This is a genomic window from Mesorhizobium sp. 113-3-9 (assembly GCF_016756515.1).
GTDB lineage: Bacteria > Pseudomonadota > Alphaproteobacteria > Rhizobiales > Rhizobiaceae > Mesorhizobium.
On the sequence record NZ_AP023246.1, the window covers coordinates 7,099,090 to 7,123,456 of the forward strand.

General features: G+C 59.4%; 16 protein-coding genes and 3 pseudogenes. 8 read left to right on the top strand and 11 right to left on the bottom strand.

What is annotated here, in order from left to right; genetic code table 11:
- Positions 1-53: 53 nt before the first annotated feature.
- From tnpC to MesoLj_RS36520, 6 genes and pseudogenes are all read left to right on the top strand, one after another.
- Complete coding sequence (gene tnpC / locus MesoLj_RS33970) at positions 54-1,706, top strand: IS66 family transposase (protein ID WP_202324128.1); 1,653 nt, start codon at positions 54-56, stop codon at positions 1,704-1,706.
- A 175-nt stretch (positions 1,707-1,881) separates the two neighbouring features.
- Positions 1,882-2,919, top strand: a complete 1,038-nt coding sequence (locus MesoLj_RS33975) for an IS110 family transposase (RefSeq protein ID WP_120019414.1) — start codon at positions 1,882-1,884, stop codon at positions 2,917-2,919.
- A 729-nt stretch (positions 2,920-3,648) separates the two neighbouring features.
- A complete protein-coding gene (locus tag MesoLj_RS33980; protein ID WP_202324131.1) occupies positions 3,649-4,887 on the top strand; it encodes an ATP-grasp domain-containing protein in 1,239 nt (412 codons plus the stop codon).
- Between the two features lie 499 nt (positions 4,888-5,386).
- Entirely contained in the window at positions 5,387-5,899 is a 513-nt protein-coding gene (locus tag MesoLj_RS33985; RefSeq protein WP_202324133.1) for a GNAT family N-acetyltransferase, read from the top strand.
- Between the two features lie 90 nt (positions 5,900-5,989).
- Positions 5,990-7,119, top strand: a protein-coding gene (locus MesoLj_RS33990; RefSeq protein WP_202324135.1) for an IS3 family transposase whose coding sequence is annotated in 2 segments (ribosomal slippage) — positions 5,990-6,248 and positions 6,248-7,119 — 1,131 coding nt in all. Because the reading frame shifts where the segments join, the coding sequence is not laid out codon by codon here.
- A 417-nt stretch (positions 7,120-7,536) separates the two neighbouring features.
- Positions 7,537-7,781 (top strand): annotated as a pseudogene (locus MesoLj_RS36520) (IS5/IS1182 family transposase); the annotation flags it as partial.
- A 64-nt stretch (positions 7,782-7,845) separates the two neighbouring features.
- On the opposite strand, the gene MesoLj_RS33995 reads toward MesoLj_RS36520, so the two are convergent.
- Positions 7,846-8,975, bottom strand: a protein-coding gene (locus MesoLj_RS33995) for an IS3 family transposase (protein ID WP_202324135.1) whose coding sequence is annotated in 2 segments (ribosomal slippage) — positions 7,846-8,717 and positions 8,717-8,975 — 1,131 coding nt in all. Because the reading frame shifts where the segments join, the coding sequence is not laid out codon by codon here.
- 86 nt (positions 8,976-9,061) lie between these two features.
- On the opposite strand from MesoLj_RS33995, the pseudogene MesoLj_RS34000 reads away from it, so the two are divergent.
- Positions 9,062-9,315 (top strand): annotated as a pseudogene (locus MesoLj_RS34000) (IS5/IS1182 family transposase); the annotation flags it as partial.
- Positions 9,316-9,348: 33 nt separating this feature from the next.
- Here MesoLj_RS34000 and MesoLj_RS34005 read toward each other — a convergent pair.
- The 9 genes and pseudogenes from MesoLj_RS34005 to istA all read right to left on the bottom strand — a co-directional run bounded on the left by MesoLj_RS34005 (position 9,349) and on the right by istA (position 22,213).
- Positions 9,349-10,482, bottom strand: a complete 1,134-nt coding sequence (locus MesoLj_RS34005) for a serine hydrolase domain-containing protein (protein ID WP_202324138.1) — start codon at positions 10,480-10,482, stop codon at positions 9,349-9,351.
- A 281-nt stretch (positions 10,483-10,763) separates the two neighbouring features.
- Entirely contained in the window at positions 10,764-12,011 is a 1,248-nt protein-coding gene (locus tag MesoLj_RS34010) for a Zn-dependent hydrolase (protein ID WP_202324140.1), read from the bottom strand.
- Between the two features lie 171 nt (positions 12,012-12,182).
- Positions 12,183-13,607 (bottom strand): M20/M25/M40 family metallo-hydrolase, encoded by a 1,425-nt coding sequence (locus MesoLj_RS34015; protein WP_202324142.1) that lies wholly within the window; start codon positions 13,605-13,607, stop codon positions 12,183-12,185.
- Between the two features lie 202 nt (positions 13,608-13,809).
- A pseudogene (locus MesoLj_RS34020) lies at positions 13,810-14,154 on the bottom strand (ABC transporter permease); the annotation flags it as partial.
- A gap of 5 nt (positions 14,155-14,159) precedes the next feature.
- Positions 14,160-15,758, bottom strand: a complete 1,599-nt coding sequence (locus MesoLj_RS34025; RefSeq protein ID WP_202324147.1) for an ABC transporter substrate-binding protein — start codon at positions 15,756-15,758, stop codon at positions 14,160-14,162.
- 70 nt (positions 15,759-15,828) lie between these two features.
- Complete coding sequence (locus tag MesoLj_RS34030) at positions 15,829-17,235, bottom strand: amidase family protein (RefSeq protein ID WP_202324150.1); 1,407 nt, start codon at positions 17,233-17,235, stop codon at positions 15,829-15,831.
- A gap of 68 nt (positions 17,236-17,303) precedes the next feature.
- Positions 17,304-18,860: a serine hydrolase domain-containing protein gene (locus MesoLj_RS34035; protein ID WP_202324151.1), complete on the bottom strand. Its 1,557-nt coding sequence runs from the start codon at positions 18,858-18,860 to the stop codon at positions 17,304-17,306.
- A gap of 1,026 nt (positions 18,861-19,886) precedes the next feature.
- Complete coding sequence (gene istB / locus MesoLj_RS34040; RefSeq protein ID WP_202324153.1) at positions 19,887-20,702, bottom strand: IS21-like element helper ATPase IstB; 816 nt, start codon at positions 20,700-20,702, stop codon at positions 19,887-19,889.
- On the bottom strand, positions 20,699-22,213 hold the full coding sequence (istA, locus tag MesoLj_RS34045) for an IS21 family transposase (RefSeq protein WP_010913869.1): 1,515 nt from the start codon (positions 22,211-22,213) through the stop codon (positions 20,699-20,701). Before istA ends, istB begins: the two co-directional genes overlap by 4 nt.
- On the opposite strand from istA, the gene MesoLj_RS34050 reads away from it, so the two are divergent.
- A complete protein-coding gene (locus tag MesoLj_RS34050) occupies positions 22,184-22,393 on the top strand; it encodes a hypothetical protein (RefSeq protein ID WP_202296250.1) in 210 nt (69 codons plus the stop codon). The two genes, istA and MesoLj_RS34050, sit on opposite strands and share 30 nt — an antisense overlap.
- A gap of 514 nt (positions 22,394-22,907) precedes the next feature.
- Here the strand turns inward: MesoLj_RS34050 and MesoLj_RS34055 are convergent.
- Complete coding sequence (locus tag MesoLj_RS34055; RefSeq protein ID WP_202324156.1) at positions 22,908-24,332, bottom strand: CapA family protein; 1,425 nt, start codon at positions 24,330-24,332, stop codon at positions 22,908-22,910.
- Positions 24,333-24,367: the final 35 nt, after the last annotated feature.

Sequence of the window (24,367 nt, forward strand, 5' to 3'; positions counted from 1 at the left end):
GGTTTTGGCGTTGTTTTATTGGGCTTTTTTGCTTCGATTTGCTACGAAGGCGCATGTCTGCGCCCATTGATCTCAGCCAGTTCCCGGACCTGCCTGCAGAGGTGGTGAACGCCTTTGCGGCCGTACAGTTCGAGCTGTCGGTCGAGCGTGCGGCCCGTCAGCATGAGCAGGCGGTGGTGGCTGAAAAGGACGCCTTCATCACCGAGTTGAAGGAACTGATCGAGAAGCTGGAGAGCCAGGTTCAGGACTACCGCCGCACGAAGTTCGGGCCGAAATCGGAAAAGCTCGATCCGACGCAGATGGAACTGGCGCTGGAGGACCTGGAGACGGCAATTGCCGAAACACAGGCCCAGATCGCCTTCGTCGAGGAAAAGATCGCGGCCAGCACAGCCAATTGCGAAAAGACTGCTTCACGCAGGCAACGCAAGGCGCGTGCTCTGCCCCAGAGCCTGCCGCGCGTCGAACAGGTGATCGAGCCTGATAGCATTGCCTGCCCCTGTGGTTGCGGCAACATGGTCCGGATTGGCGAAGACCGGACGGAGCGGCTCGATCATATCCCGGCGCGCTATCAGGTGATCGTCGCGATCCGCCCGAAATATGCTTGCCCCAAGGGGCGCACGGGAGTGGTTCAGGCCAGGGCGCCGGCGCATTTGCTGGAAGGTAGCTGGCCGACCGAAGCCCTCTTGGCGCAGATCGCCGTGTCCAAGCATTCCGAACACATGCCGCTGAACCGGCAGGCCGCGGTCATGGCCCGACACGGAGTGCCGATCGACCGCACGGTCCTGGCCGACTGGCTGGGTCGGACGGGCGCCGTGATCGCGCCGGTGGTAGACCACATGGCCATGATCCTGAAACAGGGTAGCTCACGACTATATGTCGACGAGACCACGGCTCCGGTGTTGGATCCCGGGCGCGGCAAGACGAAAACTGGCTATCTCTGGGCTATTCTGCGCGACGACCGCGGCTGGAACGGATCTGCGCCGCCGGGCGTGGTGTTCCATTATCGGCCTGGGCGTAAAGGTGAATATGCCGCAGGTATCCTCGACGGCTTCAACGGCACGATCCAGGTCGATGCCTATGGCGGCTACTCCCACCTCGCAACGCCAAAACGCACGGGCGGCGATCCGTTGAGGCTGGCCTTCTGCTGGGCGCATGGCCGCAGAAAACTGATCAAGTCCCAGCCGAAGAAGGGTTTGCCCATCGTCGACGAGGCGTTGTTGCGCATCGCCGCCCTCTACAAGATCGAGGACAGCATCCGAGGTTGTGACCCCGATCATCGCCGGGCTGTCCGCCAGCACCTGTCCCGCCCCCTGGTGGACGAGTTCTTCACCTGGCTGACAGTTCAGGCCGCGCGCGTATCGCGCAAGTCCGACCTCGGCGAGGCCATGGCCTATATGCTGAAACGCCAGGTCGGCTTCCGGCTGTTCCTGAACGACGGCCGCGTCGACATCGACTCCAATCTCGTCGAAAACGCGATCAGAAGTCCGGCCATGAACCGCCGCAACGCTCTCTTTGCCGGCCATGATGAAGGCGGCCGTAATTGGGCCCGTTTCGCCAGCCTGATCGGCACATGCAAGATGAACCGCGTTGAACCATACGCCTACCTGCGCGATCTCTTCATCAGCCTCGCAAATGGCCACCTCGCCAAAGACATCGACGCCCTCATGCCCTGGGCCTATGCGCAACGGATCAGCGCATCACAATGAGCACGTCCGGGATTCCCCAACGTGCTCATAGGACCAGCTGCAAGCGCTCCACCTGACCGTTGCAACAAGAAAATCAATGGGGCGGAGACGTCGCATACGATGATGGCGGCTGCTCCTGTCGAAATGTGAAAACGTGGTCGATATGAGTCGCCACAAACATTTGGAAGGAGCAGCCATGAAGTACTTTGCCGGACTGGACGTGTCTTTGGAAGAGACCTCTATTTGCATTGTCGACGAGACTGGCCGGATCGTGAAGGAGGCGAGAGCGTTGAGCGATCCGCAGGCATTGTGTGACGCGCTGAAGGGGACCGGCTTGCCGCTTGAGCGGATCGGCCTGGAAGCGTGCTCGCTGACGGCCTGGCTTCACGATGGACTGCACGCCGAAGGCTTGCCGGCGACCTGCATCGAGACGCGGCAGGCCAACGCGGCGATGAAGACGATGCCCAACAAGACCGACCGCAATGACGCCCGCGCGCTGGCGCAGATCATGCGCACTGGCTGGTATCGGCAGGTGCATGTCAAGAGCAGGCAGTGCCGGCTGTGGCGTTCGCTGCTGGTTGCCCGCCGCACGGTGCTGAACGAGATGCGTTCGATCGAGAACGTAGTGCGGGCGATCCTGCGCGAGGCCGGCGTCAAGCTGGGCCTGCCGTCGCGCAGCGCGTTTGCCGGCCGCGTGCGTGAATTGACGGGCGCTGACGCCGAGGTGATGGCGATGGTCGAGCCGCTGCTAGCAATCCTCGGTGTCATGTTGAGAGAGTTCGCCCGCCTGACGAAGCAGGTTCTCGACATCGTCCGCAATGAAGAAGTCTGCCGGCGGCTGAAGAGCGCGCCGGGCGTCGGGCCGATCACCGCGCTCGCCTTCCGCGCCACGATCGACCGGCCTGAGCGGTTCGGCTCGTCGCAGGCGGTGGGGGCGCATCTGGGACTGACGCCGGCACGCTACCAGTCCGGCGAAACCGACATCCAGGGAAAGGTCAGCCGATGCGGCGACGAACTTGCACGCACCGCGCTTTATGAGGCGGCCCACACACTGCTGGTGCGATCGAAGAAGTGGTCGAGCCTCAGAGCATGGGGCATGAACATCGCCAGGCGGCGCGGCATGGCACGAGCCCGGGTCGCGGTCGCCCGCAAACTGGCCGTCATTCTGCATCGCATGTGGGCCGACGCGACCGAGTTCCGCTTTGGAAAGGAGCCTGTTCACCTGGCCGCGTGAACTGAGACAGATCGAGGAGCAAGCAACACGAACAAAGCCTTCGCCCGAAAGGGCGATGCCCGGATCGTTCCCTGGGGACGATGGGCGAGGCGATCTCGTTGAGAGTCCCGAACCTGCCGGCCCAAGCGCGGCAAGGTCGTGAAACGGATTGAGACGCCTTCGCTCTCCTGACCCCATCATGCGGCGGCCCAAGCGCTGACCGCGAAGAGAAGCGAGTGACCCACGGAACGGTCCAGAAAAAAGTGCAGGAGCATCTTGACCAAAACGACCCCAATCAGAGAAGGCTCTCAGATCGCTCAGGCTGAGATTGCAGGCTCGGGGTAGTTCCTGCCCGCCTATGCATCCAACCTTAGCGCTAATAGAGCGATTATGGAAAAGTGACGTCCGAGTCCGAGCATGTCACCCCAGAATCACTATGATAGGAACTTCCGCGTCTACGCCGTAGCCTCATGCGTTTCTTCAAATCGACCATGCCACACACCGGAAGACCATCCGCTACGTCGTCGACGACAACCTCGTTATCGTTCGGTCCGGCAAATTTCGGTTTATTGGGCAGACGGGTAAAATGAAATTTGAAACAGACGCTTCAAATAACTTCACAGAATCTTTGCAACCGAAGATCACAGACGATGGTAAGTTCCCCGCGAGATATGAAAGTGACGTGCAAAATAAACTGACCCCGTTTGCTTACAGCCACACACACCAATAACCTTCTGGAGTCCAAGTAAAATGGAACGAAGAACTCTTATCCTTATTGAAGGCGGAGCAGGGCGTTGTTGTCTACTATACGTCGAAGCGGCCAAGAGGCTTGGTCTTTATCCAATTAACCTGTCGTCATACCCGGATAAGCAGGACTTTCTTGTTGCGGGATGTGAGACAATCCGAGTCGATACAAGCGATCTCGATGCACTGGTCCACGAATGCACCCGGTTGCAGGACACCAATGAAATTGCTGGCATTATATGCGCCGAGGAAGAGGTCTATGCGACGGTTGGAAAGCTCTGCCAGTATTTCGATCTACCGGGGCCGAATCCGGGATCGATCGAACGATGCTGCGACAAATTTGCTCAGCGCCAGCTCCTCGCGGACGCCAACATTCCGATACCTGCTTATCGCTTGGCAGCAAATGCGAGGGACGTGAAAAGCTCTGCTGCGGAGATCGGCCTGCCGGTGGTGCTTAAGCCAGCCGTCGGTAGCGGCAGCATTGGTGTCCGACTGTGCCGCACCGTCGACGAGCTAGATGAACATTCGACCTATCTATTGGGCGGGAAGCACGTATGGCAATCTTCGCCAAAGATACTGGTCGAAGAGTTCGCGCAAGGTCCCCTTTATCTCGCTTATACAATGGGAGACGAGGTCGTTGGGATTGGCAGCGGTGACTTCAGCCCCCCACCGTATTTCGTCTGTCGTGAGACTATCTTTCCGGCCGTGCTGACTGATGATGAGCATAAGCGTATCGCCGATGTCTCTCTGAGCTGTTTGCGAGCTCTCGATCTTGGCTGGGGGCCAACGAACATTGAACTCCGGCGAACGAAGCTTGGCCCAGTCGTCATTGAAGTCAATCCGCGTCTTGCCAACGCGCCCCATTCCCAACTCATTCAACTGGCTTACGGTATCGATCTAATCACCGAGCACATCAAGCTTGTCATCGGCGGCAAATGGAATTTGCGCAAACGGCGTTCGCACTCCGCAGCGGTGCGGAGCCTACTTCCTGATCGCGATGGCATCCTCGATTGGATCCGTGGCGACAGGCGGGCGGCTGCTGTATCAGGTGTGGCCGAGGTGAAACTCTTTGTTGAACCAAAGACGCCGATCGTCAGGAAAGGCGATTACCGTGACAAGATCGCATATATCGTGGCCGCTTCACCCAGCCATGCTCGGACGGGGGCGATACTTCAGCGTGCCGTCGACTCAATAGATTGGTCGATCACACCATTTCCGGCTCAACCCTCGGATAATAGCATCTGATCTGCATTCTACCTTTGGGGCGCCGCCAGACTGAGGATGGTCCATAGCCGAACGAGATCCTCCATGACGATCAATGTGGGATAAGTCCACAAACAACAGGAAGCGGAATTCACTTGTCGTTCAGCCGCGTTCCGCGTCGTCGATTTGCCGCCATTTCGGAATAACTTTCCGGTTGGCACGGCACTTGATCATGTATCCGCAGAATGTCATCGACCCAGGAGAAAGCGACTTCTCGGCTCACCTCGGCAATGTATATTCGTCACGATTTTGTCTTAATTTTATAACCCGTTGACTTTGATCGAGTAATTGTGTAGTTATTGAGTATCGACACAGGATTCTGCACATATTATAACAGGTACTCGGATTTTATCTTGGTTAATTCTTTACAACAGCGCGAGTTCTACTTCAACTGTAAACCACCTTATTCCAAGTCACGCATCCCTATCACTTTTGCCAGTTGCTTTTGGTGTATATCTCTCCAATTTGAAAGGAGCCTTACATGAATATAGAAACGGAACGCTTATTCATGCGCCCAATACGTCCTTGGGACGCCGATGCACTGCATCGCCTGAGCTGTGATCCGTTAGTGTTCGAATCGTCTGTCGAAGGAATTTCGCCAACGCGGGAAATGTCTGATGCGCGGCTGTCCCTTTATCTTCATGAGTGGGATACCTACGGGTACGGATTCTGGATGGTCTATGAACGAGAGGACAATGGCGATTTGCGCTTCGTGGGGCAGTCCGGGCTGCGCCGCTTCGATGAAAATGACATTCAAACCGGATGTTTCTTGTTCGGAGCCCGGTGCGGTCGAGGGATTGGGCCGGAAAGCATTAAGCCAGTGATTGAATTCGCTTTCGCAACCCAATCTATCGATCGGTTGGTCTCTCTCGTACGCCCGACGAATATTCGATCTCTCAGAACGAAAACCGCGCTGGGCTATTCCTTTCTTGGGCCGGTTGTCGTTGATGGAACGGATTATATGTTCTTTGAATTGCGCCGTCCGCCTGTGTGATGCTCAGAGGTGGCTCGGCAAAAATGGACAGGGTGATACGTGGAATTTCTGCCTGAGATCGGCATGAGTGCCGGAACAGGAGAATCACGAATGAGCAGACGCCCACGCCGGAACCACAGCCCGGCTTTCAAGGCGAAAGTTGCGCTTGCGGCGATCAAGGGAGAAAAGACGCTGGCCGAGCTGGCGCAGCAATATGATGTGCATGCGAACCAGATCACGGATTGGAGAAAGCAGCTTCTGGAAGGGGCCTCGAACGTGTTTGGCGCGGCGGAGAAATCGGAGCCGACGGTGGACATAAAGGCCCTCCATGCCAAGATCGGAGAGCTGACGCTGGCCAATGATTTTTTAGGCTCGGCGCTCGGCAAGGCCGGCTGGTCGGGGAGCGCAAGACGATGATCGACCGGGAACATGAACTGCCGATTGCCAAGCAGGCGGCCGAACTGGGGATCAGCCGCGGCAGCGTCTACTCCCTACCCAAGCCGACATCGGCGGCAGACCTGAAGCTGATGCGGCGCATCGACGAATTGCATCTGGATTACCCGTTCGCGGGCAGCCGCATGTTGCAGAAGCTTTTGAAGCGCGAAGGCTATGAGACGGGTCGCCTGCATGTGCGCACCTTGATGAAGCGCATGGATATCGAGGCGCTCTACCGCAAGCCGCGCACTTCGAAGCCGGGGGACGGGCACAAGATCTATCCGTATTTGCTGGGCAAGCTGGCGGTGACGCGGCCCAACCAGGTCTGGGCGACGGACCTGACCTATATCCCGATGGCCCGCGGCTTCTGCTACCTGGTTGCTGTCGTCGACTGGTTCACGCGCAAGGTACTGAGCTGGCGGCTGTCGATCACCATGGATGCGGCGTTTTGCATTGAAGCCCTCGAGGAGGCGCTGGCGACATACGGCAAGCCCGAGATCTTCAACTCCGATCAGGGCAGCCAGTTCACCAGCCATGACTTCACCAAGGTCCTGCTCGACCGGGAGATCAGGATCAGCATGGATGGCAAGGGCGCCTGGCGCGACAACGTCTTCGTCGAGCGTCTCTGGCGGTCGGTGAAATATGAGGAGGTCTATCTCAAGGCCTATGACAGCGTTCGCGAAGGGCGAGCGTCGATCGGAAAATATCTCGATTTCTACAATCGGGGACGCCCGCATTCCAGCCTTGACGGCAGAGCGCCAGATGAGGCCTACTTCACCCCGCTACCGCTTCCCGAGGCGGCCTAACCATAGGCAGTGTTCCACTTATAAATCGGGAATTCCTGTCCAAACAAACCGAGCCACCTCTCTCAGCAAACTGCCCTTCGGGCTCAGAGTTGTCGGGTCAGGCCACGAATTGAATCCTACCATGGCTGTTTGCGGGCTTCGGCCAGGCGAAGACCTGCGAAGCGTGATGACGGTCGAGCGCTGGCTGGCCGCCGGCGGCGAGCCCGAGCACCGGCGGCCGCCCGCACGTCACACCTGTATCGATCCCTCGCGACTATCTTGAACGGCGCTGGCGGGATGGGCGGCAGAACGGTGCTCTCCTATGGACCGAAGTCAAATAGCGCGGCTTTGACGGCGGCAAGGCAACCCTTTATCCATGGGTGGCCGCGCGTCGGGAGAAGGCTGCGCGTGAAACGGCGGCGGCGCTAGCGCGGCCGCCGCAAGATCTACAGCCTGCACGCTCACGAGGTCGAGAGCATCGGCATGGCAAGGGGCATGCCGCTTACAGTCTCGCTGGCTACGACGCTGCAGCGCTCAAAGGGCGGCCAGTTAGCCCTGCACGCGAAAGCGCTGCCGGGCAATCCTTTTGACGGCCACGCCTCGCAAGCGTCATCCCCGACATGGAGAAGACCATCGGCAACGAGATGGGCCGCATCCACGTCGATGCAGGCTATCGTGGCCACAAGAGAGGTGGCTCGGTTTGTTTGGACAGGAATTCCCGATTTATAAGTGGAACACTGCCTATGGTTAGGCCGCCTCGGGAAGCGGTAGCGGGGTGAAGTAGGCCTCATCTGGCGCTCTGCCGTCAAGGCTGGAATGCGGGCGTCCCCGATTGTAGAAATCGAGATATTTTCCGATCGACGCTCGCCCTTCGCGAACGCTGTCATAGGCCTTGAGATAGACCTCCTCATATTTCACCGACCGCCAGAGACGCTCGACGAAGACGTTGTCGCGCCAGGCGCCCTTGCCATCCATGCTGATCCTGATCTCCCGGTCGAGCAGGACCTTGGTGAAGTCATGGCTGGTGAACTGGCTGCCCTGATCGGAGTTGAAGATCTCGGGCTTGCCGTATGTCGCCAGCGCCTCCTCGAGGGCTTCAATGCAAAACGCCGCATCCATGGTGATCGACAGCCGCCAGCTCAGTACCTTGCGCGTGAACCAGTCGACGACAGCAACCAGGTAGCAGAAGCCGCGGGCCATCGGGATATAGGTCAGGTCCGTCGCCCAGACCTGGTTGGGCCGCGTCACCGCCAGCTTGCCCAGCAAATACGGATAGATCTTGTGCCCGTCCCCCGGCTTCGAAGTGCGCGGCTTGCGGTAGAGCGCCTCGATATCCATGCGCTTCATCAAGGTGCGCACATGCAGGCGACCCGTCTCATAGCCTTCGCGCTTCAAAAGCTTCTGCAACATGCGGCTGCCCGCGAACGGGTAATCCAGATGCAATTCGTCGATGCGCCGCATCAGCTTCAGGTCTGCCGCCGATGTCGGCTTGGGTAGGGAGTAGACGCTGCCGCGGCTGATCCCCAGTTCGGCCGCCTGCTTGGCAATCGGCAGTTCATGTTCCCGGTCGATCATCGTCTTGCGCTCCCCGACCAGCCGGCCTTGCCGAGCGCCGAGCCTAAAAAATCATTGGCCAGCGTCAGCTCTCCGATCTTGGCATGGAGGGCCTTTATGTCCACCGTCGGCTCCGATTTCTCCGCCGCGCCAAACACGTTCGAGGCCCCTTCCAGAAGCTGCTTTCTCCAATCCGTGATCTGGTTCGCATGCACATCATATTGCTGCGCCAGCTCGGCCAGCGTCTTTTCTCCCTTGATCGCCGCAAGCGCAACTTTCGCCTTGAAAGCCGGGCTGTGGTTCCGGCGTGGTCGTCTGCTCATTCGTGATTCTCCTGTTCCGGCACTCATGCCGATCTCAGGCAGAAATTCCACGTATCACCCTGTCCATTTTTGCCGAGCCACCTCTCAAGCGCCGCGTCACACCGGCCATCAAGCGCCAGATGCGCCGCCGCTCGGCGATCGAGCCTGTCATCGGCCGCATCAAGGCCGAGCACTTGGGATGCAACTACCTCGCTGGCGAGCAGGATGACGCCGTCAACGCCATCCTAACCTCCGCAGGCTACAACTTCTCGCTGCTGCTAAACTAGTTCAGGCAGCTTTTTGGCTGCTCATCGCGGCGCTCAATTGCCTGACAAAACCTCTCGCAGCCTATCCGCCTTGACTCCCGAGGGAGCGGGCACAGCCGAAACGAGCGCTAAAGGGTTGCGGCATTGCAGAAAAGGCTTTCGATAATAACCTCTCTGCTGTCACCAATGTCGTCTCCATTGAAGTATACGATCGCGCCAGTCCCGTCTTTTTCACGGAAGCCCATATGGGTCCTAATACCGGGATCGCTGCCAGCGTGTCCCCAAATGACATCACCATTTGCAAGGATGAGTTTGTGCCAGCAGAGAGGGCGACCATCGTGGACTTCAGAGATCATCAGGTTGATGGTTGACTCTTTCAACAACTGAATTCCGCCTCGGTTTCTATAAGTGGCGAGGAAGAGCGACAGTTCCTCGACGCTTGTGCGCGCTAGCCCCTCCGGATAGGTGGGGTAACCGTAGAGGCAATGCGGCATGCGGCCTCCCGGCGTAAGCTCATCAATTGTCAAACCGGGAGCTGGTAATAGGGAGGAAAATGATTGCCTGCCCTTATCCAACTTTTCTTTGGTGACCCTGCCATAGAGAACCGCATGCCGGTCAACATTGATATCACGCACATACCAGCCAGTGCTGTTCATGCCCAAGGGGGTGAAGATGTGGTCGGCGCAATAATCGGTGAAGCGCGTGCCAGTCACGCACTCAACAAGATGGCCGAGCAGGCCATATGCAACATTGCAATACCCGCCGGTCTGATCCGGTTCGAGTATGCCGGGCACCCACCCATGGAAATTGTCGTCGGCGTCATAATACGCCCCTCCTGGCTTTAGGTATGCCTCGAGCCAGTCGCCAAGCGCAGTCGTCGGATCGCCGCAGGCGTAGGTACCCCAGTAAGACTTCCCATCCCGGATTGACGAACGATGATTCAAAAGCCGCCGTGCTGTGATGGCCATCGACGGGTGTTTCGGATTGACGACCTGATAGGGAAAATACCTACTGATATCTGTATCAAGGTCAATTAACCCCCGCTCCCAAAGCTGCATCACGGCTGTTGCCGTAATGGTCTTGGACACGGAACCGATATTCATGATGGTTTTGGGCGTCATCGGAACTTTGCGTTTCACATCTGCCCATCCATAACCGTTTGCCCAAACGAGCTTGCCATCTTGCACGATCCCAACTGCTGAGCCTGGAATCGAAAACTCCTTGAGCTTTCCCTCGATGACCGCATCAATCGATGATCGCATAGATGTTTACTCCTTCACGAGAACCGCCAAATCCTAAAAGAATGTCTGGGAAATCGAGGTGCCGAAATCGCCGCCGAGGATGCGACAGCCCAATGCAGGACCTCGTCCGAGGACGGCGATTGTTCCGTTGGTTTTCAATTGCCGCGGAGTTTACGTCAAATTCAGTCTGTGTATCGAGGTCATCTGGTTTTCAGATGGAACTCAGATTATTCTGTAGTATTGCCGGGCGGAATCCCGATTGCGAAATTCAGCCAGGTGTCAAGGCGTTGTACAGGACCCGCTTAGCTGCGGAGTCCAGATTTTCCGTCGCCACGCAGGATCATCTCGGCGGCATCAGCCAGCACCTGGCAGCCGAGCACAAGGTCGGCATCCTCGGTATTTTCGGTCCAATGATGGCTGATACCGCCAATGCTTGGGATGAAAAGCATAGCGGACCTCAGTTTGCGCGCCACGACCTGTGCGTCGTGACCAGCCCCACTTGGCATCCTCACATAGGCGTTGGGAGCATGGCGCGCGGCTGCGTTCTCTATTGCGTCCTGAAGGGCCGGATCCATATGGCATGGTTTGGAGGCCTCGGTCTGCTCGATCTCAGCATGGCAACCGGTTTTAATCGCGGTCTCCTCAACCGATTCCTTTATCACCGCATCGAGGCGCTGTAGCACCGGCATCTCAGAATCCCGGAACTGGAACAACATTTCTGCCTTCCCCGGAATTATGTTGGGAGCGCCCGGGTCAAGGCTAATGCGGCCTGTGGTCCACACGGAATGCGGGCCGGCCACTTTAGGAAAGCGATCGGCAATAGTCGTCGCCAGCATCGCTGCTGCGAGTCCGGCATCCTTCCGGATAGCCATGCGCGTCGTGCCAGCGTGATTCTGAATGCCGCGAAAGACGATTGAATACTGCCAGATCCCGACGATGCTCGTAACCACACCGATCTGGTTGCCCGAGGCTTCCAGCGCGTCGCCCTGTTCTATGTGTGCTTCCAGATATCCGACGTAGCGGTCCGGCTCCACCGTAGATCGGGGAACACCTGCTAGGCCGGCTGCACGGAGCGCGTCCCTGAGCGGCAGCCGGTCATCGACATTCGCCGCGCGATCGATCTCTGCCTCGTCGATATCACCGACGAATGAACGACTACCGAGCATTGAGACGTAGTGACCTTCTTCATCCGCCCACGCCACCGGGGCGATGGGGAGGTCTGCGCAGTCTGGGGTTTCCGCAAAGGTCCGGGCGATCTCGAGCCCGTAGATCACACCGAGCGCCCCGTCGAGCCATCCGGCATTATTCTGGGACTCTGCGTGCGACCCGATCAACAGCGATCGCCGGTCCGACCGAGGCATTCCGAACACGTTCCCGACTCCGTCGATATGCGCCTGAAGCCCTATGGCTTCGTATTGCTGCGCAAGCCAGCGGCGGCTGTCGATGTCCTCCTTCGAATAGGTTGGACGATGGACACCCGTCTTGTACGCGCCGAACTGCGCGAAACGACTGAGCTCCGAGAGCAACCGTCCGGCGTTGATGTTTGGCATCTTCTGTACGGTCCTTTTAGTTGGCGCGGAACGCAGCGGAGTGCAGCCGTCCGTTCCGACGGGTGTGTCGACCTTGCTCTGGCTGGATGACCGTGAAATGCATGCCCGAGAGGCGGGCAAGTTCATGTCGGCGCAGTAACCGAAAGGCGCACGATTATCCAATCTAGTTACTCATCTCTTACGAGTTAGACTAGAGGCGGATTGCACCCCACCGACCCCGCGCTCTGGAAATGGCAACGAACCAAGCTCATGCAGTAATGCAGCGCCTGTGCGAATCCCGCTATAGAAGCAGCTGAGCGTTAGGTTCTCGTTCGGCGCGTGGTTGGCTTCGTCGTAGTTTGCGTAAGGCGTGTCGAAAGCAGGAATGCCAAGGATCTTGGTGAATACATAATTAGGGAGAGTGCCGAACCCTGCGGGGACCAGCAAAGGCTCCTCCCCTTGCGCAGCGACAAAAGCACGAAAAAGCGGCGCGGTGAAGGGGGAGGCAATGGGCGTTTTGGAGGGAAGCATGCTCCCATGCGCTATGAACTCCACTTCGGGCGCGTGTTTTTCCACATGGGCAGCCACCTTGCGCAGGATGTCCGCGGGGTCCTGTGCTTCCACGAGCCGTATGTCGCATTTCACGAAGGCTTCGTTGGGCAGAACGCTCTTGCTACCAGGCCCGCCATAGCCGCCATGGAAGCCATTGATCGTCAGCGTCGGGCGGAAGCACAGGCGCTCGTAGAAAGCCCGTTCCGCCGGCGCGTCAAGTCGCGCAAGGTCGAGATCACGCTTCACAGCCTCGACATCAAGAGGTAATCGCTCGACCGCGACCAATTCCTCCTCTGACGGTGGTTCGATTTCATCGGCGAAACCGGCAATGGTGATTTCACCGTCGGGATTCTTCATGGTGCCTAGCAGGTGCACCAATGTCCAGATTGGATTGGGCACGACGCCGCCGAAGTTACCAGAATGCAAGTCACTGTTAGCATGGCGGCAACGCAATTCAAAGGATACCTCGCCACGCGAACCGAACTTGATCACGGGCGCACCGCTTGCATGACGCGGGCCATCGGCGGTGACGGCAAGATCAGCTTTTAGCGTTTCCTTGTTGGCACGCACGAAATCGGCAATGTGCGGGCTGCCGATCTCCTCTTCGCCTTCAAGCAGCAGGATGACATTGCAGGGCAACGCACCATGCACCTTGAGGTGGGACTCGATTGCCAGGATCTGCGCGAAATGTTGTCCCTTGTTGTCGCCCACCCCGCGTGCGTAAAGGCGCCCGTCACGGATGGTCGGCTCGAAGGGCGGCGAGAGCCATTTGTCGATCGGGTCAGCCGGCTGCACGTCGTAGTGGCCGTAGAGCAGAATGGTCGCCCTGCCCGGCGCCTTCTCCCAGCGCGCTATCACCATCGGGTGCCCGTCGGTCGGCACCAGGCTGGTCTCGAGCCCGATCCCGGTGAGCATCTCGACCAGCAGCGCGCCGACTTCGGCGATGCCGATATTCTCGGCGCTTATGCTCGGGTGCCGAACGTAATCGATCAGGCGATCAAGGAAAGGGGTGCGGTTCGCTTCGATATGCTCGAAAACGGCGTTCAACAGATCAGAAGAGGTCAAATCCTTGCCTGTAAGAAAGAGGGAAGACAGATGTACGGGGTGTTCTCAGCTGGCAGGTCGCTGCTGCAAGCATGCTAACGATCATTTAGATGACACGCGCTCATTCGCCCAGGTCCAACTTCCTTCAGTGCTGGGCGCTCGGTCTTGCAATGAGCAAAAGGCGCCCGGGGCGCGACCCCTCGCCGTGGCCCGAAGCCATGGTCGATAGGCTGGCCGTCATCGAAACGATCATCGTCAAGATCGACAGGGAAATGGTTGGCTCAAGCCGCTGAGAGATGAGCTCAAGAACGGGTCGTCCCGCAGAGATAGAGGTCCCGACGTCGCCGCTGAGGATGCTGACAGCCCAATTTACGAACTGAACCGGTCGCGGCTCGTTGAGTCTCAGCTGTTCGTGGATGTCGGCGATTATCTGTGGCGTGCCCTTGTTGCCGGTGATGATGGTTGCCGGGTCACCAGGCGCCTGCCTGAGAAGCAGAAAGACGAAAATCCCGACCATCGCCATGATGGCGATGGCCGATACCATCCTACGAAGGATGTAAGTGGCCACTGCGCTCAGGCCTTCCGCATGTTCCACATCGGAGTTTCCTCCGGCATGCCGATCAGGCCGGTGAGCGTCTTGCGGCGTGCGATTGGCGAGACAACTGCACCCAGCAGAACGAGGCCCACGAAATTCCAGTATTCGTGTTGCATCTTGCGGGCCAGCGCTTTGCGCTCTTCGGGCGTTTCGACATCCGCCCACTTGGCGCGAAGAGCCTCATATTCATCGCTCTTCGGCCAGCCCATCCAACCCTCTTCGCCATTCGCGCTTAGTACGGGGTTGCCGGCCGGATTGCTGAAATAAAAGTCGGAAGCGTTCGTCATGAATATGCTCCAGCCGCCGCTCTCAACCGGGCCCTTGTTCCTTATGCGGGCAGACTGTCCGGCCCAGTCGCCCGGCGCAAGTTCGGCATTGACCCCAATCTTGCGCAACGTCGCCGCCAGCAACTGCGCGGCGTTGCTGTTCCAAGCTTCGTCCGTCGGTTGGATAATAATGACCTTTTCACCCGCGTATCCCGCCTCCTGGAAAAGCTGCTTAGCCCTTTCAGGGTCCCCACCCTTCTTATACCACCCTGTATTTTCGTCGTTGGAATAGGGCGTATGGTTTCCGAATATCGAAGTGACACTGCTTAGGTATTCTGGGGGGAACGTGGTGCGCATCATTGCCTCCTGATCGATCAGGTGAAGCATCGCTTGGCGCGCTTTGACGTTGTCGAACGGCTTCTGCAGACAGTTCATACGCATGAACTGTACATTGCCCGCCTTGTACAGAACCTCGAGTTCAAGGTTGGGATCGCTCTTGATCGCTGGATAAAGATCGGCGGGCGGGCTTGAGAGGAAATCGACCTCGCCCGACTGTAAGGCCGCGAAAGCAGTCTGCTGATCGGCAATATTATCCCAGATGACGCGATCGACGTTCACGACCTTCCCGCCGGAGAATCCGTCTGACGCTTCGCTGCGTGGTACGTATTGTTCATTGCGATCGTAGGTGAAGCTCGCGCCCGGCTTGGCAAGAGGATCGTTGAACTTGAACGGCCCAGATCCGATATTTGCGTTAACCTGTTCGGTGGCGGGGCGATTCGCGTCCTTCTCACGCATGATGAACGGCACCGGTCCGGCCGTTTTTGCCAGCAGATCGATTACGAGCCCCAGCGGCTCCTTGAGTGCGATCGTGAAGGTTTTGTCGTCGATTTTCGAGATGTCGCTCGCCCGCGCCATGATCAATTGTCCGCCGGGATCCACCTGGCCCCAGCGACGGATCGATGCGACACAGTCCGCCGCAGTGACGGGAGTGCCGTCGTGCCAGCCCAAGCCATCCCGGAGCTCAAACGTATATTTCTTCTTGTCATCGGAAACGCCCCATTTCCCTACCATTTGCGGCTGAGGCATCAACTTGGTATCAAGCGCAAACAGCGTGTCGTAAATCGCCATGCCATGGTTGGCGGTCGTGGTAGCCGTCGAAACGATCGGATCGAAGACGCTGGGCAGATCCATAACCATCCGGACCGTTCGCGCAGCGGTTGGCCCTGTTTGTGCTCGCAGGACTGATGGGATTGATAGAGCCGTTCCGGCAGCCAAGCCTACCTTAATGAGGTCGCGTCGAGAGATTGTCATGTTCCATTTCCCCTTTGCTGGTTAGTGGCGCGGTTGTTCCGCCCTTTCGATATTTCCTAAAAGTAACTAGTTAGAGCCGCGGGCGCTTATCCGCCCAGGGCTGGAGCTGTTCGAACGCTGCCGAGGCCTGCAGCACACCCAGATCGTCGAAGCGTTTGCCGACTATCTGCAGACCGGCCGGCAGCCCGGCCGGGGTAAAGCCGCATGGCACGCTTGCCGCGGGGTTCCCAGAGAAGTTGAACGGGTAAGAGAACTCCGCCCACCTTATCCAATCCCAAGGATGCGTCTCCCAATGGTCGGGCATCAGCTTTTCCGCCGGGAAAGCCGCGACCGAGACGGATGGTGTCAACAAGAAGTCCCAATTCTGGAACCAGCGATGCATGCTCGCGACGTAGACCATCTTCCGCCGTCGCATCTCCTGGTAGCGAGCGATGGAGACGTTCTCCGAATGCCTGATGCAGGCGACAAACCCAGGGTCCATCTCCGCCTCCCAGTCCGGAAGGTACTGTGCGTTGGCTGCGTAGTGCGCGGACCAGAAAAAGCGAATCAGCTCTGGCCCTTCCTTTGCCCAAGGGGTCGGCACCTCCTCGACGATTGCCCCAAGTTCCGAAAAGCGTGCCGCCGCCGCCTTCACTAGCTCCGCGATTTCCGGATCGACGCGGGCGAAACCCAGATCGGAGCTGTAGGCAACGCGCCTGCCCTTAACGCCATCTCTCAGCCGGGCAAGATAGTTGGCAGGCCCCGCCTCGAGCGACGTATAATCGAGGAAGTGCGGTCCGGCCATCACCTCGAGCATCAGCGCGGCGTCCGCGACCGTCCGTGTCAAAGGCCCGATATGGGAGGCAAGGTCAGTTGCGGGAATCGGATATAGCGGCACACGCCCGAAGGTGGGCTTCAGTCCGAACACACCGCAGAAATGCGCGGGCATGCGGACGGACCCCGCTCCATCACTGCCTTGGTGCAGTGGCCCAAAACCTGCCGCCGCCGCAGCGCCCGCGCCAGCCGAGGATGCACCGGCATTGTAGCCGAGCTCCCACGGATTGCTTGTGATGCCCGTTAATGGACTGCGCGACACGCCGGTCCAGCCAATCTCAGACACTGTGGTCTTGCCGAGGAGGATCGCGCCCTCGTCCCGAAGGCGCGGCACGATCGGCGTATCCTCGGTCGGCTGATTGCCAGCGAAAATCTTACTGCCGTATTGGGTCGGCATGTCTTTAGTGATTTGCACGTCCTTGATCGTGGCGGGCACGCCATGCAACCGGCCGATTCGCGTACCGCTCATCAGAGCGGCTTCCGCCTTCTTCGCATCATCCATCGCGCGATCTTCGGCTAAGTAAGCGAAGGCGTTTAACTTGGGCTCGACTGCGGCAATGCGGGCCAGCAGCGCGCGCATGTACTCAACCGGCGAAATCTGTTTGGTGCGAATAAGCTCGGCCAGCTCGACGGCTGGCATGAAGCCGATGGTATCAGAGTCCATGCGATCAGCTCTTTCTAATTTGATCGGTAGAACACAACCAACCGAAGAAGGCGTGCCGTTGGTGTTGCTCAGGCGTGCGTGAAGCGCAGTTTCTTGATACGGCCCGAGTTTATCTCGAAACCGTCTGCTGTGACGCTCAACGTCGCATTCCAAGTCAGGCCGGGGCTCATGTCGGTGTCGGGCTGGAGCAGGAACCAGAGATCGCTGTCAGCGGCGACGATGGGCGCATTCATGGCGCCGAGATCGGAGCGCAGGCGGAACATGCCACGCTGCGCATCGCCATCGATCTCGACCTCGATGCCCTGCGCCGTGTTGGCGTAGCGTCCAGCGAGAGGGGTGGCGGCCGTCGCGTCCGGGTCCAAGGGTGCGTAGACCCTCGGCGTGCCGCAGAACGTGCCGTCGATCTTGCCGTCCGGCCGTGGACTGAGAACCAGGTCAGTGATCGAGCTTTCGGGCTTGGCGCCGCCTGGATGGCCGAAATCGAAACTGGTCCCACCACCGGAACTGAGGAAGGTGGGCACGCCGTTCTTGGCGATGATCTCGAACACGTCCTGGCCGCCTTCCTGCCGGTAGCGGCCGGGAGCAAGCCCGATCGGCGCCGGGGCTGCGTTGCCGAAATAGATGTCGGCGATGCGGCGGGTGGCTTCGAAGGCGGCGACCTGGTCGTTGTTGGCGACAATGACGATGCCGAGGCCATCGTCGATGAAGCGCATCGATTCCGATTCGCCGCCGGCAACTGAGCCACCGTGGCCGACCGCGCGGCGGCCGCGATAAACGTCCGTCACCAGCCCGAGTCCATAGAAGCCTGTCGCGCCATTATCGAAGACGCAAGGCGTTGCCATGCGTTGATACATTTCCGGCGTGCCGACTTTGGGGTCGATCAGGTTCTGCTGCCAGAGCACCATGTCGTCGAGTGTCGAAACTATGCCGCCCCCGCCGCCATATTCCATCCCCCAGCCCAGATGGAACCAGGCGTCAGCCTGCTTGGTATAGTGCGCGGCCAGCCGTTTCATCACTGAGCCGTCGCGCAACATGAGCGAGGTGTCGTACATGCCGAGCGGGCCAGTGATGCGTTCGCGCAGTACCTCGTTGAAGGTCGCGCCTTCGATCTGCTCGATGATGTCGAACAACATGAAGAACCCGGAATTCGAATACATCATGGCACTGCCGGGCTTGAAGTTGAGCGCGTCCTGCCTGGCGACAACATCACGGGCGGTCTGGCGACCTGACGGAGCGAAGAGCGACAGGCCGCCAAAGATCATCCCCTGTAGATAGTCTCGGTAGCCGCTGGTGTTGGAGGCGAGTTGCCTGAGGGTGACCGGGTATTCGAGCCGGGGCACATAGGGCAGGTGCTTCTGCACCTCGTCCTCCATGCTCAGCTTGCCTTCTGCCTCCAGCATCAGGATCAGCAACACCGTGAACTGCTTGCTCTGCGAACCGATGCGGATGATGGTCTTTCGCCCCATCGTGATGTCGTCGTTGATGTTCGCCAGACCATACGCATTGGCGAAAATCTCGCGTCCATTCTCGGTCACCGCCACGACAGCGCCAGGCATTTCCGGCCCGCTGAACTCGCTGAACAATGCGTCGACGCGCTTGGCAAAATCGGCGCGGAACCTAGTCATGATTGTCATTCCTCGGTGGTGATGCCGGTATATGTCCTTCAGGGAGACAGTACGAATGGCAGTTAGTTTTGCACCAAAACGCAACGGCTTTTGGATACCGGGTTTCAATGTTCCCGTTCGACATGATTGATGCCGCACGAAGCTAGTTTCTCGGTTACGAACCGCGCCGTGTAGAGTTTCGAATGAAATAAACGATCACCCGGCGGCTTCTGTCCAACAGAGTTACTGTATGGTCCTCATCTGGAAACGAGATGGGGGCTAAAGCCACGTACGACCTAGTGTGGTGGAAGGGACCTCTCCGGGCATCGCATTGCGCCAAAACATGGCTGTCGAAAGTCACATCAGGGAGAGCCGATATCGCCTCGCACGTCCTTCAGGTGCGGTCGTGGTCCACGATACTGCCGCGCGACGATGTCGCCATTACGGTGCTCTACCGCAGTACCTGAGATCGCCATTGGCCGTGCGTGACCGGCTATCATTGGGGCCGGCATTGGCTGGATTTGGATGAGCTTCGTCTGATGCCGCGGGCTTGCACAAAGCCCATGTGAACCAGCTGAGAAATGATCTGGGCTTCTTCGCCCCGATCAAGGGTGACGAGCAGCTTCTGGTGTTGCACCGAGTTGCGAAGCTGCTGATCCACCAATGGACGATACTTATCAACGCCTGGCGGGCACACCTGTGGGCCCGTAGTAGGGGCAGATCGCGGGAGATGAACTCGGCCCGCCATAGCCGCCCATTGAAGCCATTGATGGTCAGCGTCGGGCGGAAGCAGAAGCGCTCGTAGAAGGGCCGTTCCGCCGGTGCGTAAGGCGCCCGTCACAGATAGTCGGCTCAAAGGGGCGGCGAGAGCCATTTGTCGATCGGGTCAGCCGGCTGCACGTCGTAATGGCCGTAGGCTATAGCGCGACAATCTGGGAGAGAAGCGCGCGACAATCTGGATGAGAATCTGGTGTCGCGGCGATGGTGATAATCTCGGCATTGATTGTCGCGCGCAAGAGGTTTTATCGGTTTGATTGTCGCGGCGCGTCAATCAGGAGCGACGTTTGCGGGCGTCGCATATGACGCCGGCCTGCCTGGCCCCCGCTTTCGCTCGATGGCCTCGCGCCGCCGATAGCTCTCGACATTCAGCTCGAAGATTGTGGCGTGATGGACGAGGCGATCCACCGCGGCGAGCGTCATGGCTGGATCGGGGAAGACCTTTCCCCATTCGCCGAAGGGCTGATTGGCGGTGATCAGCAGGGAACGCCGCTCGTAGCGGGCGCTGATGAGCTCGAACAGCACGCTCGTTTCGGCCTGGTCCTTGGTGACATAGGCGAGGTCGTCGAGGATCAGCAGGTGGAAGCGATCGAGCCGGTTGATCGCGGCCTCGAGGCCGAGTTCGCGGCGCGCGACCTGAAGCTTCTGGACGAGATCAGTGGTGCGGGTGAACATGACCCGCCATCCGGTCTCGATAAGGGCAAGTCCGATGGCCGAGGCGAGATGGCTCTTTCCGCCGCCGGGCGGGCCAAACAGAAGCAGGTTCGCTCCCTTCTCGAGCCAGCTGTCGCCGGCGGTGATGGCCATCACCTGGGCCTTGGAGATCATCGGAACGGCTTCGAACTCGAATGTGTCGAGGGTCTTGCCCGGCAGGAGGCGCGCCTCGGCGAGATGGCGTTCGATACGTCGCCGGTCGCGCTCAGCCAGTTCATGTTCAATGATCGCAGCCAGGAAGCGAGCGGCCGGCCAGCCTTCCTTGTCGGCCCGTTCGGCAAACTGCGGCCACATAACCTTGATGGCCGGCAGGCGCAGTTCGTTGAGGAGCAAGCCCAGCCTGGCGGAATCGACAGCGGGGTTCGTCTTCATGCCGCATCTCCTGTCAGGTTGGCGCCAAGCAGGGCTTCATAGGCGTTGAGCGGAGCAAGACGCACGACGACACTCGGCAGCCGGGCGGGATCCGGCGCGAACCGTTCCCGCAAAGCAGCCATATTGGGCAATCGCCGTGCCTGTAGCGAGGCGGTCAGTTGATCAGCCAGTTCGCTCTCGCAGCCGCGCTCGTGCGCCATGGCGAGAAGCTCGACCATGGTGCGGCAGGCCTGCCGCTCAGGCAGTCGCTCTATGAGCACGTCGAAGGTTCGCCGGTAGGCCTCGCGGGGGAAGAGCTGGTCACGATAGACGAGGTTGAGCAGCGCCATCGGCTTGCGGCGCAGCGAATGGATGACATGCCGATAATTGACGACCTGGTCGTGCTTGCCGTTTGAAGAGGCGCGCCCGCGCGGCAGCGTCATGAGCTGCGTGCCGCCGATGAAGATATCCAGCCGATCATCGAAGAGCCGCACTCTGAGGCGGTGGCCGATCAGGCGTGAGGGCACGGTGTAGAACACCTTGCGCAGCGTGAACCCGCCCGATGACGTTATGCGCACGGTGACCTCCTCGTAGTCGGAAGTGCGCCGGACGGGCAGTTCCTGGAGTTCGGCCCGCTCGATGTCGATGCGCTTGGAGTTGCGAGCATTCACGCGGCTGACGATCTCGTCGACAAAGCGACGGTAGGCTGCCAGGTCGTCGAAATCGCTCGATCCCCGCATCAGCAGCGCGTCATTGATCGCCCGCTTGAGATGGCCGTGCGGGCCTTCGACGGAGCCGTTCTCATGCGCGATGCCGCGATTGTTGCGGGAAGGGGTCATGCCGTAGTGGCCGCACAGTTCGTCGTAGCGGCGCGTCAGGTCCTCCCGGGCGTCCTTGTCCAGGTTGCGGAACGCCGCCGACAGGCTGTCGCTGCGATGCTCGCGGGGAGCCCCGCCGAGCGACCACAGCGCGTTCTGCAGGCCTTCCGCCAGAGCGACGAAACTCTCGCCACCGAGCACGACATGCGCATGCTCGAAGCCGGAATAGGCGAGCCGGAAATGGTAGAGCCGGTGATCGAGTGGCTGGCCCGCGATCGTGACGCCGGCGGCTGCCATGTCGGTGAAATCCGACAATCCCATGCGCCCGGGTACGTGAACCTGCCGGAAGATGACCTCCTGTTCCTCGCCATGGACGGCGCGCCAGGCTCGGACGCGACGCTCGATCGTGCGGCGAATGCCGGCTCCAAGCTCGGGATGACGCCGGATCATCTCGTCGAAGATGGCGATCGCCCGAATGCCCGGAGCTGCCCTCAGCATGGGCGCGACCTCGGCTTCGAAAATATCGGCGAGAGGGTCGGCACGGCGCCGTTGCCGCGGCGCCTTCTTTTGTGACGGCAGTCTCGAATCCTTCTCGATGCGATAGGCCGTGGCGATACTGATCGACGCCTTCGCCGCCGCGACGGCCGTCGTATTGGTCTGCCGGAACTTCATGAAAAGCCTCATATGGTGATCGGTTACGTGGCGGCCGGGCACAAAGCGATTCCTCCCCAACAGGAAAAACCACCGGCATACCCGGTCGACCGTGATCACCAGACGAACGCTCCCGAAAAGGAACGCGCCGCCGGCGGATTGAAACTCCGGTCGGGCTACGCCCTCCCTGCGTTCCAATCCGCCGGCATTCTCATCCTGATTGACGCTGCGCTCTCACGTTGATTGCCGCGCCGCACGTAGGCAGAACGGTCGCTTTCCCGGCGGCTTCTCCCAACGTGCGACCGCGATCGGGTGCCCGTCGGTCAGCACCAAGTGGTCGCGAGCCAATACCGGAGAGCATCGCGACGAGCAGTGCGCTGACTTCGGCGCTTATGCTCGGGTGCCGAAGGTAACCTAAAGAAGGTGGAGAAGTCAGAAGCAGAGGGTGTTCGCAGCTGGCAGGCCGCTGCCGCAAGCATGCTAACGACATGCAGTTGACACTCATTCGCCCAGTTGCAACGAGCAGCGCGCGAGCGCCATGAATCGACGGGCCGGCCGGCGCGCCGCATCTTGAAAGCCGATCCTCGCAGGAGCGCGTGACGAGCGACCTGGGCACCAGTCGGGCACCCATACCTATCCTTATGCCTGCTGGTATCGCCAACCGACAGCTCCGGAGCTGCTTCCGCCAGTCGGTCGTCGCGTTCCCTCGGCGCGCAACCGAGCCTTCTTCAAGCCGCTAATCACGCATCTGAGCTCGTCATTGCGGGGAGCTAGGCCGTAGTCTGATGATTCCAACGTCGTTCTCGATGGCGATCTCGGTCCCAAATGGCTTCGACAGCTTCTGCAGGCGTTCCAGAATGGATTTCGCTTGCGGTGGAGGGGCGAGCCGCGGGACACCACGGTTGGCAAACCTCTTCAAGTATCCGAGCTCAATGGGATAGAGCCGCAATTCAGCAAGCTGGTTTTTTTCAAAGCGGCTGACGGTGACAATGCTTTCATAGAAGACCGGATCGTCAAATCCCTTTGCCTCCTCCGCGACGGTCACCTCGGCATCCGTGTCAACCCGTGGGTCCTTCCCGTAGGCGGCGAACATGTCAGCCCCTACAGGCGTCCGGTGGTCGTCATAAAAGAAATTGGCCAGGCTATAAAAAATGGGCCGGCCCCTATAGATCTCGATGCCGCGCAACTTGTGGGGTCCGTGTCCGACATAAGCGTCCGCTCCCGCATCAATCAGTCGATGCGCAAACGATTGTTCGTAATCAGGCGTCTCCTCGCTCCAATTCCCGGGCTGGTGACAGTGATTCGTGACGATGCAGAAGTCGGAGAACTGCTTGCCCCGACGAACGTTCCGAACAATGTCGGCGACGTCGCGCGGGTCGGCCTCGTAGCTGTAACCAGCCTTGTCGCCTGCTGTGAACGTCATTCCAGCGACCACGACCCGGTTTGGATTGTTAGGGTCCTCGGGCCTCTCGGCCGTGGCCCCAGAGACTGCAGGCGGCGCCGATCGACCACCAGGGCGGGAGTCGGGCAGCGTATCGCGTATCTGCCTCAAGCTATCGAGCTTCTCGGGCGGGACCACGATGCTTTGCGCCAAACGAAGGGCGTTGAGTCCGGGTCTGCCTGGCGCCTCGCCGGCCGGATCGCCAGCCCGAGACATAGGCGTGAAGGATGTAGCAAACGACACCAACGCCACGCGACCGCGTGCGGTTTCCAAAAAGCGACCGGCGCCGGCTTGTGCGAGATTTTCACCCGCCCCTGCATGGATGATCCCGCTCTGATCAAGCACTTGGCTCGTCTCGCGCATGCCTTCAAGCCCCCAGTCAAGCGTATGGTTGTTTGCGCGACTCATCAGATTGAACCCCATCGCCTTCAGATCAGGTCCGACCTCAGGAAGGCTGACGTGAAACGCACCGCCATACTCAGCCTGCGGACTTCCTTTGAAGGATCGGATATCGAAGATGTTCATTTCCATGTTGCCAAACGTGACATCGGCCTCATGGAGGACCTTGACGATGTCTCCGAAGCCGGGATGGTGACCTTTGGCAAGCGGCCGCGACAGGATGAGGTCGCCAACTGCTACCATCGTGAAGCCGTCCGCAACGTTTGTTGCAATCGAACCGACGGTATCATAGCTCGCCGGTTCGTCCGAATGACAGCTGTTGTCGGGTGAATGCTTTTCCATACGGTTCTCCATAGGCTGAATTTGCTTTCAAATCT

Bases quoted from the DNA above. Each gene is read 5' to 3' on its own strand.
- MesoLj_RS34050 (WP_202296250.1), top strand. From the start codon at position 22,184: ATGGTGATCGGTTACGTGGCGGCCGGGCACAAAGCGATTCCTCCCCAA.
- MesoLj_RS34005 (WP_202324138.1), bottom strand. From the start codon at position 10,482: ATGCGATCATCGATTGATGCGGTCATCGAGGGAAAGCTCAAGGAGTTT.
- MesoLj_RS34010 (WP_202324140.1), bottom strand. From the start codon at position 12,011: ATGCCAAACATCAACGCCGGACGGTTGCTCTCGGAGCTCAGTCGTTTC.
- istB (WP_202324153.1), bottom strand. From the start codon at position 20,702: ATGAAGACGAACCCCGCTGTCGATTCCGCCAGGCTGGGCTTGCTCCTC.
- tnpC (WP_202324128.1), top strand. From the start codon at position 54: ATGTCTGCGCCCATTGATCTCAGCCAGTTCCCGGACCTGCCTGCAGAG.
- MesoLj_RS33985 (WP_202324133.1), top strand. From the start codon at position 5,387: ATGAATATAGAAACGGAACGCTTATTCATGCGCCCAATACGTCCTTGG.
- MesoLj_RS33980 (WP_202324131.1), top strand. From the start codon at position 3,649: ATGGAACGAAGAACTCTTATCCTTATTGAAGGCGGAGCAGGGCGTTGT.
- MesoLj_RS33975 (WP_120019414.1), top strand. From the start codon at position 1,882: ATGAAGTACTTTGCCGGACTGGACGTGTCTTTGGAAGAGACCTCTATT.
- MesoLj_RS34035 (WP_202324151.1), bottom strand. From the start codon at position 18,860: ATGACTAGGTTCCGCGCCGATTTTGCCAAGCGCGTCGACGCATTGTTC.
- MesoLj_RS34025 (WP_202324147.1), bottom strand. From the start codon at position 15,758: ATGACAATCTCTCGACGCGACCTCATTAAGGTAGGCTTGGCTGCCGGA.
- MesoLj_RS34030 (WP_202324150.1), bottom strand. From the start codon at position 17,235: ATGGACTCTGATACCATCGGCTTCATGCCAGCCGTCGAGCTGGCCGAG.
- MesoLj_RS34055 (WP_202324156.1), bottom strand. From the start codon at position 24,332: ATGGAAAAGCATTCACCCGACAACAGCTGTCATTCGGACGAACCGGCG.